The 2,017-nt window shown below is 61.7% G+C and carries 3 protein-coding genes and 1 pseudogene; 1 reads left to right on the top strand and 3 read right to left on the bottom strand.

All coding sequences use genetic code 11. From position 1 onward, the window contains the following. The 3 genes and pseudogenes from EN939_RS31855 to EN939_RS31845 all read right to left on the bottom strand — a co-directional run. Positions 1-126 (bottom strand): annotated as a pseudogene (locus tag EN939_RS31855) (tRNA-binding protein); the annotation flags it as partial. 27 nt (positions 127-153) lie between these two features. Next, positions 154-654, bottom strand: coding sequence for a YbjN domain-containing protein (locus EN939_RS31850; protein ID WP_013893499.1), 501 nt, complete (start codon positions 652-654; stop codon positions 154-156). Between the two features lie 339 nt (positions 655-993). Continuing rightward, a complete protein-coding gene (locus EN939_RS31845) occupies positions 994-1,302 on the bottom strand; it encodes an accessory factor UbiK family protein (protein ID WP_127270531.1) in 309 nt (102 codons plus the stop codon). A gap of 168 nt (positions 1,303-1,470) precedes the next feature. Between EN939_RS31845 and lgt the strand changes: the two genes are divergently transcribed. Further along, a partial coding sequence (lgt, locus tag EN939_RS31840) for a prolipoprotein diacylglyceryl transferase (RefSeq protein ID WP_127271551.1) occupies positions 1,471-2,017 on the top strand: 547 nt, incomplete at its 3' end.

Raw genomic sequence — 2,017 nt, 5'->3', positions numbered from 1 at the left:
CAGCTTGAATGCGGGCTTGCGCGCCTCGGGAAACGGCTCGGCCTCGACGATCGTGCCGGCGCGGATGTCGACACGATCGAAATCGGCAAAACTGATCTCGGGCTTACGCTCGCTGTTCGAACTCATCTTGGTTCTTGTCTGCCTTGCGGGGACTCAGGCGTTGCCGTAGGTCTCGAACAGCACGCCGGCCAGGGCGTCCTTGGCCGAGGTTCCCGACCAGACAACGAACTGGAACGCCTGGAAATAGCATTCGCAGGCTTCCAGCGCCGACGACAGCAACACTTCGACCTGCTGGCTCGACGGCTCGACCCCGCCGGCCAGCAGCAGCGACTGGCGGAACATGATCGCGCCCTCCTGCTCCCAGAGGTCGAAATGGCCAAACAGCATCTGCTCGTTGATCAGCGACAAGAGCCGCATCACTTCCAGCGCGCGGGTCTCCGGCACCTTGATGTCGAAGGCGCAGGCAAGGTGCAGCGCCTCGAAATCCTCCATCCACGAGAAGGAGACGTGATAGTCGGTCCAGCTTCCGGCAACCGAGATCGAAATCTCGTCGTCGCCGGCCCGCTCAAAGGACCAGTCGTTGTTGTGGGCCACCTGCTCGATAACATCCACCGGATGGATTTCGCGGGAGAATTCGAGTTCGAGAAGTTCCATGGAATGCTTCCTGTCGTTCTGTACGAGCGCCGCCACACGCTCCGCGGGAGGGCACACACAACGAACAATCTTGTCTAGAACTCGGACGGCCAGGACTTTCTTCGCGCAAAAGACTACCTTCTCGACGCAAAGACCCCAGACCGGACCCCACCGCCCGGTCGCATGACCCTGCTCCGAATCATGCAACAAATTCAGTCTATTGATCGGGAGTCGCGTGAACAGCCCAATTTTTCGCACTGCGTCATTCGCATGTGGAAAGCCGCTGTCACAAAGATTCATGCAATGCCGTTAAGCGATTCACGGCAAAGCGCTTTTCAGGATCGGGCTATGTGGAAAAGTTTAACGATTATTTTTTGTGCGCGGCTTGGCCGCCGTCGCTGGTGTGGCGTCGCCGGCCAGTTCGGCAAGCTTCGCCTCGAGCGCCTCGATGCGGGCGGCAAGGCGAGTGTTTTCTTCCCGCGCCTTGGCGGCCATCTCGCGCGCGGCTTCGAACTCTTCGCGCTGCACCACGTCCATGGTGTTGAGAATGCGTTCGGCCTGCCCCTTGAAGGCCGTCTCCACCTCCCGGCGCACGCCCTGGGCGGCGCCGGCGGCGTCGGTCATCAGCTTGGCGAATTCATCGAGAATGCGGTTCGGTCCGGTCGACATGGCAAATCCTCGCGCTTGCACAAATTGACGTAGTGGCGCTGCGCGTCGAATGCAAGCATGTTGCGCCGCGCTGCGGCATCAAGTCGAGGGCGCCCACCTTGCCTTGACCCTGCCAAAACCCTGCCGCATGGTCCGCGCGCAAACGCGTTTCGCAATGAGAGTTCCCCGTTGAACGAATATTTCCTGCTGCCGCTGGCCTCCTTGCCCTTCCCCGACATCAACCCGATCCTCATCCAGATCGGGCCGCTGGCGGTGCACTGGTATGGCGTCGGCTATATCGTCGGCATCCTGTTTGCCTGGTGGTACGCCAAGCGGCTCGCCGCCAATGCCAGGCTGTGGCCGAACGGCGTCCTGCCGATGAAGCCGGAGGATCTCGACGACTTCATCGTCTGGGCGGCCATCGGCGTCGTGCTCGGCGGCCGCACCGGCTATGTGCTGTTCTATGATCTGCCACGCTACATCGCCCACCCGCTCGATATCTTGGCGGTCTGGCAAGGCGGTATGTCGTTCCATGGCGGCCTGCTTGGCGTCATCCTCGCCATGACGCTGTTTTCCATCAAGCGCGGCATCCGCACCTGGTCGCTGTTTGACGTCGTGGCGGCCGGCGTGCCGGTCGGCCTTGGCCTGGTGCGCGTCGCCAACTTCATCAACTCCGAGCTGTGGGGGCGCCCAACCGACGTGCCCTGGGCTTTCGAATTCCCCAATGGCGGGTCGT

The organism is Mesorhizobium sp. M7A.F.Ca.CA.002.05.1.1 (assembly GCF_003998335.1).
In the GTDB taxonomy this organism is placed as follows: domain Bacteria; phylum Pseudomonadota; class Alphaproteobacteria; order Rhizobiales; family Rhizobiaceae; genus Mesorhizobium.
This window is presented reverse-complemented; position numbering and strand designations above follow the sequence as displayed.

Excerpts from the sequence above, each read along its gene's own strand:
- EN939_RS31850 (WP_013893499.1), bottom strand. The coding sequence starts at position 654 with ATGGAACTTCTCGAACTCGAATTCTCCCGCGAAATCCATCCGGTGGAT.
- EN939_RS31845 (WP_127270531.1), bottom strand. The coding sequence starts at position 1,302 with ATGTCGACCGGACCGAACCGCATTCTCGATGAATTCGCCAAGCTGATG.